Source organism: Intestinibacter sp. (assembly GCF_051866655.1).
Taxonomy (GTDB): Bacteria; Bacillota; Clostridia; order Peptostreptococcales; family Peptostreptococcaceae; genus Intestinibacter.
In genome coordinates this window covers 1-8,246 of record NZ_JBJDXL010000022.1, presented here as the reverse complement: position 1 = coordinate 8,246, position 8,246 = coordinate 1, and the positions used below count along the sequence as shown (strand labels likewise).

Genomic DNA, 8,246 nt, shown 5'->3' with positions numbered 1-8,246 from the left:
TAATATCTAAGGCAAACAGATTAGATGTTAACGATATAGAAGGGAATATAGATGATATCGCTGGTATAAGAATTATGTGTCAGTTTGTTGAAGATATATATACTATTGTAGACTTAATCAAAAATAGAACAGATATGACTGTTATAAATGAAAAGGACTATATCACTAATTTCAAGGAAAGTGGATATAGAAGCTATCATTTAATAATAAAATATCCTATAAATTCAATTGCAGGGTCAAAGGAAATACATTGTGAAATACAAATAAGAACTCTTGCTATGAATTTCTGGGCGACTATTGAGCATTCTCTAAAATATAAATATGAGCACTATATACCAGAAAATGTTGCATTAAGACTTAGAAAAGCAGCAGATGCGGCGTTTTTATTAGATGAAGAAATGAGTGAAATAAGAGAGGATATAATGAAGGCTCAAGTAATGTATCAAGCGAAGTCTGTTACATTAAAGGATGTGCTTAAGAAGATACAAGAGCTTTATAATCTAGGTGAAATAAGCAGTGCTCTTAAATATCAAAGACGATTGGACAAGATAGATAGTGAAAGAGATATAGATGAAATAGTTGCTTTGAAGGAAGAAATAGATTATATTTTAGAAGATTTTAAAACGCATAGAATAGAAAAATAACAGGAGGGGGCTGTCTTAAATTTTGAGACAGCTTTTAAATTATAAAAATCTTTATTTTTATGAAAGGAGATTAAGCCATGAGTTTATACGCAATAGGAGATTTACATTTTTCTACGGAAAATCCTAAACCGATGAATATATTTGGCGATAACTGGGATAATCACGAAGAAAAAATAATTACAAATTGGAGAGAAGTAGTCGGCGATGAGGATACAGTATTGGTTCTTGGAGATACTTCTTGGGCTATGAATTTACAAGAGGCAAAGGCTGATTTAGATATAGTTAAGGCACTTCCAGGCAAGAAAATTTTTATAAAAGGAAACCATGACTATTGGTGGGCTTCACTTTCTAAGGTAAATGCCATGTATCAAGATGAGGATATGAATTTTATACAAAATGGTTACTTTACATACGAGGATTACGCTATATGTGGAAGTAGAGGTTGGCTTTGTCCAAATGAAGTTAAGTTTGATGAAAATGATATGAAGATATATAAAAGAGAGGTTTTGAGATTAGAAATGTCTATAAAAGCAGCTGTAAATGCTGGACATCAAAATCTAATAGCTATAACTCATTACCCACCTACAAATGACGAGCTAGAGGAATCAGAATTTACTAAGCTATATGAAAAGTACGGCGTGAAAAAAGTGATATACGGTCATTTGCATGGCAAAGAATCATTTGATATGGGACTTAAAGGGATTAGAAATGGAATAGAATATATTCTTGCATCTAGTGATTATCTAGATTTTAAGTTAGTTAAGGTATTGGATTAATAAAAATTTAAAAATAATGGATTAATATTAATAAAAATTGTAAATACTAAAATATGCATTGTATTATTTTAAGTTTAATTTTGAAAATGGGAACTTAATATATTTGTAACGATAGACAAGGAGAAGAGTTTATGAGATGGATATTAGTATTTATAATTTTGTATTTGATACCTTTAACGATACTTTTTAAGAATTATAAGAAATTTAGTAGAGCTTGTATCTATGGTTGTATGTATGTTGTTTTGGCTACGACTTTAGTTATAAGTAATATGTATATAAGCGGTATTAAGAGAATTGAGCAGAATACGAAAAGTGCTTTTGTTATGAATTGCAATAATTCAAGTGTATCTCTAGATAAAAGAGAAGATGATTTACTAAAAATAAAGCATTTTAAAAGAGATGTCAGGGATATAGAGGATATTGCTTTAAATCCAATAAAAGAATGCGTATCCGATACTAAGGATATACAAACATGTCTAAAAAATTTAGATAGTGTAAAGAAAAAAGTAGAAAAAGCTATGTATATGTGTGAAAGAGTAATTGAGATTTACGATGATATGGAAGTTCCACAATTATCACAGGAGCAAGATACCGAGGTTTTAAAGGAATGTTTGCAATGTGTAAAGGAAGCATACGAGATGAAATATAAAGCAGTAGAACAAGTAAATTTAATACTAAATGAAAAAAATACTACCTATATACCAAAAGTAAAACAATATATAAATAACTCAGATCAAAAATTAAATCAATATAAGAGTAAAATTTCTAATTTAGAGAAAAAAATTGAAAACAGTTAAAAATAAAAAATTTGAACATCGATAACTATAAAGGTTTGACGATGTTCAATTTTTTTTTCCGAATTTATTACAAATTAATAAAATTTTTTTAAAGTATGGAGATATATGTTTTTTTGAATTATACTAGAGTATATGGTATAATGAATTCTTAGAAAAATAGGAGATAAGATATGAAAAATTTAAATATATGTATTGATATTGATGGAACAGTTACTAGTCCATATCACTATATGCCTTACTTAAACAGTATTTACAATAGAAATCTAACTGAAGAAGATTTTACTACTGTGTTTTGGGCAGAGCTATATGGAGATACTTTAGAAGGCATGTTAGACAAACTTCATTCAAATTATTTAAATTCTTATTCAGAAGCAAAGGTTGTTGAAGGAGCTAAGGAAGTAATTGATGAACTATATAAAGAGAATAATTTATCTTTTGTAACAGCAAGAAGTGCTGATTTAGAAGAAATAACGAGAAATTGGCTCAAAAAACAACAACTATCTCATGTACCTCTTTATTTACTTGGAACAGATAAAAAACTTGATAAAGCAAAAGAGCTAAAGTGTGATATATTTATAGAAGACCATCCAAGAAATGCTTTACATCTTGCAGAAGGTGGTATAAAAGTAATATTAATTGATTGTAACTACAATAAAAATGTAGAGCATGAAAATATTATTAGAGTTTCTTGCTGGAAAGAAATAAAAGGTGTTATTGATAAACTATAATTAAGTTAGCTTACTCAAAGGAGGCGAAGTTTAATGATAGAATTAAAATTAAAAAATCGAAAAGGTAGCATTCACGTAAATAGTAAAGAGGTAAAGGACATTCTTGCAGAACGTCAAGATATTGGTTATTTACAAGATATATCTAATTCAATAAATCAAGAAAACATAATGGTTTTTGATTGTGAATTATCAGAAAAGGTATTTTCTAGAGCAGAAATACTTGAAGCTATTGAAGAATTAGGAGAATCAGTTGACGAGTCATTCTTTGAAATTATGTTTGATGATGTTAGACGTTTCTTAAAGGACACAACAGATGAAATAGAAGCAGAACTTCAAGATGTTTATAGCATGGATAATATAAAATGTTATTTTGAAGTATATAATATAAATCAAGAATTTACTGATTTTAAATTTGTATTTTTAGTAAGCTTTGAAGATATTAAAATCGCTTCTTTAAAAAATCTTGCAAAAATTGTTTCTAAGAGACAATTAATAGGTGCATCTAAATTCTATAGCTAGATAATTGGTAAATTTATTAGATTTAAATCTATAGTTTTTTAATAGTAGCTATAGTTTATAGATTTTGTAAATATGAGAAAATAAAATTGCGAGTCTTTAGTTTGTAGTAATTAAAACTTATAATTATTACAAATTAAAGGCTCGCTTTTTTAATAAAGAATTTTTATATAAATTTTTTGATTTATGTTTAATTATGTAAAAAAATGTTATAATTTATAATAATTTTATTTTTTTAAGGTGGTAAATAATTATGAGAAAATTTTTAACTGGGAATGAATCTGTTGCTAGAGGGATTTACGAGGCAGGAGTAGATGTCGTATGTGCATATCCTTCTATTTTGAAGACGAGCTTATTTGCATCGATAAAGGATTTTAAAAATGATCTAAAGGTAGAGATGTCTATAAGTGAAAATGTAAATATAGAGCAGGCTATAAGAATTTCTAATACTGGAAAAAAAACTCTAACATTTTGTAATACAATGGATTCTAATTTATTAAACATAGGCACAAAAACTGAGGGAGGATTAGTAGTTATATTGACTGATGATTCGGGGATGGTTTCAAAGGATGATATAAACGACAATAGAGAAAAAGCAAAATCATCTAATCTATTAGTTATGGAGCCAGGCTCTAGTAGGGACACGAAAAATATGCTTATAAAAGCATTTGAAATAAGCAAAACTTATAAAATGCCTGTACTTTTTAGGATTACAGCTAGAGTTGGGTGCTCTTCGGGTATAGTCGTATGCGACGATCCAAAGAATTCTAATGTTCAACAAATGGAAATGAGTATAAAGGATAAGATAGAAGCCTGTAGAAATATTTCTGAGGCTGATGATTTAAATAAAATTGAGCATAATAGTGATAAGGTAGGTTTTATATGTTCAGGAATATGCACTTTCTACACAAAAGAGGTGCTTGCCGATACAGTTTCTTATTTAGATTTAAAGGTAGTAAATCCTATACCAGAGGAAAAGGTGATAGAATTTGCAACTAGTGTCGATAAGCTATATGTAGTAGAGGAAAATAATCCTTATATAGAAAATCACTTAAAGGAATGGGATATCGAATGTATAGGAAAGGACTTATTTGATGAAGAAGGAGAATTTTCTGCTAGTGTGATAAGAAAATCAATTTTTGGAAAGCATCTAAATCATGTGAAATCTGAGGAGGAATTAGTTATTTCTGAGGAGCCTTTTGTGGATTTAGAGTATATATTGAGCTTGTATAATATTTAGTAAGATTTTTTATAATGTACGCTAGTTTAAAATATAAATGTAAGAAATAAAAAAAGGGTTGAAGTTTCCTTCAACCCTTTCCGATTGTCTCATTTTTAACTTTTTATAATTAAGCTTGTCCTATAGAACCGAATAATTCCATTTTTTCTTTAACACAAACTTTTATAGCTTCAAATCCTGGAGCTAATAATTTACGAGGGTCATATCCTTTACCTTGTTGGTCTTTTCCTTCTTCGATGTATTTTCTAGTTGCATCAGCGAATACTAATTGGCATTCAGTGTTAACATTTATTTTAGCAACACCTAGAGATATAGCTTCTTTTATCATTTCGTCAGGTATACCACTACCACCGTGTAATACTAATGGCATATCTCCTGTAGCTTCGTTTATTTTTCCTAAAACTTCAAAGTTTAATCCAGCCCAGTTTGCAGGATATTTACCATGTATATTACCTATACCAGCAGCTAAGAAGTCTATACCTAAATCAGCTATTTGTTTACATTCAGCTGGATCAGCAACTTCACCGCTTCCTACAACACCGTCTTCTTCTCCACCGATAGCACCAACTTCAGCTTCAACTGATATTCCTTTAGAATGAGCTAATTCAACTATTTCTTTAGTTTTTTCTATATTTTCTTCGATTGGATAATGAGATCCGTCGAACATTACTGAAGAGAATCCAGCAGCTATTGTTTTTTTAGCACCTTCATAAGAACCGTGATCTAAGTGAAGAGCAACTGGAACAGTTATGTTTAATTCTTCTAACATACCTTCAACCATTCCAACAACAGTTTTATATCCACCCATATATTTTCCTGCACCTTCAGAAACACCTAATATAACTGGTGAATTATTTTCTTGTGCAGTTAATAATATAGCTTTTGTCCATTCTAAGTTGTTTATATTAAATTGACCTACAGCATAGTGTCCTTGTTTTGCTTTTATAAGCATATCTTTAGCAGAAACTAACATTTTGTACCTCCATAAATTAAAAAATAGTTAAAAATTTACAACACTTACCCATCAATTATATTATATACTTAAAAGGTAAAAAGGTACAGATGTAAATTTATAAAATTTATTAAATATGAACAATATATATTTAAATAGTGTGTTGTATTTTGGTGTAAAATAAGGAAAAATGACTTATTAAATATAAAATAATATATATTATATAAAGGAAAAAGGAGGAAAAGGCTTGCATAAAAAACAAAGAATAGACAAGATATTATCCAATCTAGGATATGGAAGTAGAAGTGAATTAAAAAAATTATGTAAAAATGGATTAGTAAAAGTAAATGGAAAGGTAATAAATAATCCAGGGGTTCAAGTCGATGTGGAAAATGACGAGATACTTTTTGATGGAGAGAAGGTAGTTTATAAGGAGTTTATATATTTGATGTTAAATAAACCTAATGGATACATATCAGCTACATTTGATAAGAGAGATCCGATTGTTTTAGATTTAATAGATAAAGAGGATTTAATTTTTGAACCTTTTCCAGTTGGAAGACTCGATAAGGACACAGAAGGATTATTAGTACTTACAAATGACGGTCAGCTGGCACACAGGGTATTATCTCCTAAGAAGCACGTTCCAAAAACTTATTATGCGAAGGTTGAAGGAGTTGTTACAGAAGAGGATATCAAGGCTTTCGCTGAAGGAGTAACATTAGATGATGGATACGAAACTATGCCCGCAGAGCTTGAAATACTCAAAAGCGACAACATTTCAGAGATAGAGCTGACAATTCACGAGGGAAAATTTCACCAAGTTAAAAGAATGTTTGAGAGTGTAGGCAAAAAAGTGGTATACTTAAAAAGACTGTCTATGGGCAAACTAAAATTAGATGAAGGTTTGGCTCTTGGCGAGTATCGTGAGTTAACTGAAGAAGAAGTTAGGATGATTGAAGAAAGATAATAAAATTAAAATAGAAAGTACGGAGGATTAATTAGTGAAAAAGAGAGAGATAATCGAATTTGAAGTAGATAAAATGGAATTTGGTGGCACGTCATGCACTAAAGTAGACAAAAGAGACATCCACATGAAGGGTGGAATTACTGGTCAAAAGGTAAAAGCCTCAGTAAAAAAGGTGAACAGCAAAAAAGCAGAGGTTAAATTAATGGAGGTATTAGAAAAATCACCACTAGAAACTGTAGAGCCTTGCAAGCATTTCGGTCAATGTGGAGGGTGTACAATTTTATCACTTCCATACGAAAAACAATTAGAGCTTAAAAAACAACAGGTTCTAGAATTATTTGAAAGCCATGATATTAAAGACTTTGAGTTCCTAGGAATAGAAGGAAGTCCAAGCAATAAACTATACAGAAATAAAATGGAGTTCACTTTCGGAGACGAAATAAAAGCGGGACCTCTAACTGTAGGTATGCACAAAAAAGGAAAATACCTAGATATAGTTACAGTGGATGGATGTATGTTAATAGATCAAGATTTCATAAAGATACTTACATCTACAGAAAGCTTCTTTAGAGAAGAAGGTCTACCTTATTATAGAGGAAACAACCACTTAGGATATTTAAGACACCTAGTTATCAGAAAAGGTATCAAGACTAATGAGATGATGGTAATGGTAGTTACAAGCTCACAAGAGGATTACGATATGACTAAGTATAAGGATATGCTACTTGGATTAGACTTAGAAGCAGATTTAGTTAGTGTAATTCACTGTATAAACGACAACCTAGCAGATGCAGTTAAATGTGACGAGCTTAAGGTCATACATGGAAGAGACCATATATATGAAGAATTATTAGGACTTAGATTTAAAATTTCTCCATTCTCATTCTTCCAAACAAATACATTAGGAGCTGAAAGATTGTATTCTATAGCTAGAGATTTTGTCGGAGATTATAACGACAAGGTACTTTATGATTTATACAGCGGAACAGGAACTATTGGACAAATTTTATCTGAAAAGGCCAGAAAAGTATACGGAATTGAAATCATAGAAGAAGCGGTCGCTGCTGCTAATGAAAATGCCAAGTTAAATGGATTAACTCATTGCGAGTTTATAGCAGGAGATGTGGCTAAGACTGTGAATAGCTTGAAGGAGAGACCTGATATTATAATCGTGGACCCTCCAAGACCAGGTATTCATAAGGATGCTGTTAGGGATATAGCTAGATTTGGGACTGATGAGATAATTTATATATCATGTAATCCTAAGACTTTGGTTGTGGATTTACAGGGATTTGAGAGTTATGGATATAAGGTTGAGAAGGTTAAGTGTATGGATATGTTCCCGAATACACCACATGTTGAGACTGTTGTTCTTTTAAGTAGGAAAAATGTCGATACTTATATTGACATTGATTTGGATACTTCTGTGCTTGAAGGAAATGCTGGTGCATCTGCCACATATGCAGAAATCAAAGCATATATCCTTGAACAGACAGGGTTAAAGGTATCTTCTCTGTATATTGGTAAGATGAAAGATAAGTATGGTATCAAAGAGCGTCAGAACTATAACATCGGTTCTGAAGGTCATAGAGTACCTACTTGTCCGAAGGATAAAGAAGATGC

8 protein-coding genes and 1 pseudogene are annotated in these 8,246 nt (G+C 30.6%); 8 read left to right on the top strand and 1 reads right to left on the bottom strand.

Features of this window, described 5'->3' with window-relative positions:
- From ACI3VO_RS00650 to ACI3VO_RS00625, 6 genes are all read left to right on the top strand, one after another.
- Positions 1–644, top strand: a 644-nt coding sequence (locus ACI3VO_RS00650) for a GTP pyrophosphokinase (RefSeq protein WP_439756055.1), incomplete at its 5' end; no start/stop codon positions are given.
- Between the two features lie 77 nt (positions 645–721).
- Positions 722–1,420 carry a metallophosphoesterase gene (locus tag ACI3VO_RS00645; RefSeq protein ID WP_439756054.1) on the top strand — a complete coding sequence of 233 codons (699 nt, stop codon included), beginning with the start codon at positions 722–724 and terminating at the stop codon, positions 1,418–1,420.
- A gap of 131 nt (positions 1,421–1,551) precedes the next feature.
- Positions 1,552–2,217, top strand: coding sequence for a hypothetical protein (locus ACI3VO_RS00640; RefSeq protein ID WP_439756053.1), 666 nt, complete (start codon positions 1,552–1,554; stop codon positions 2,215–2,217).
- A gap of 170 nt (positions 2,218–2,387) precedes the next feature.
- Positions 2,388–2,945 (top strand): 5' nucleotidase, NT5C type, encoded by a 558-nt coding sequence (locus tag ACI3VO_RS00635; RefSeq protein WP_439756052.1) that lies wholly within the window; start codon positions 2,388–2,390, stop codon positions 2,943–2,945.
- Positions 2,946–2,978: 33 nt separating this feature from the next.
- A complete protein-coding gene (locus ACI3VO_RS00630) occupies positions 2,979–3,464 on the top strand; it encodes a hypothetical protein (protein ID WP_439756051.1) in 486 nt (161 codons plus the stop codon).
- Positions 3,465–3,714: 250 nt separating this feature from the next.
- Positions 3,715–4,701, top strand: a complete 987-nt coding sequence (locus tag ACI3VO_RS00625; protein ID WP_439756050.1) for a hypothetical protein — start codon at positions 3,715–3,717, stop codon at positions 4,699–4,701.
- A gap of 109 nt (positions 4,702–4,810) precedes the next feature.
- Here ACI3VO_RS00625 and fba read toward each other — a convergent pair whose 3' ends face one another.
- Positions 4,811–5,674 (bottom strand): class II fructose-1,6-bisphosphate aldolase, encoded by an 864-nt coding sequence (gene fba / locus ACI3VO_RS00620; RefSeq protein ID WP_290686933.1) that lies wholly within the window; start codon positions 5,672–5,674, stop codon positions 4,811–4,813.
- Positions 5,675–5,900: 226 nt separating this feature from the next.
- Between fba and ACI3VO_RS00615 the strand changes: the two genes are divergently transcribed.
- Entirely contained in the window at positions 5,901–6,623 is a 723-nt protein-coding gene (locus tag ACI3VO_RS00615) for a pseudouridine synthase (RefSeq protein ID WP_439756049.1), read from the top strand.
- A 34-nt stretch (positions 6,624–6,657) separates the two neighbouring features.
- A pseudogene (gene rlmD, locus ACI3VO_RS00610) lies at positions 6,658–8,010 on the top strand (23S rRNA (uracil(1939)-C(5))-methyltransferase RlmD); the annotation flags it as partial.
- Between the last annotated feature and the right edge of the window lie 236 nt (positions 8,011–8,246).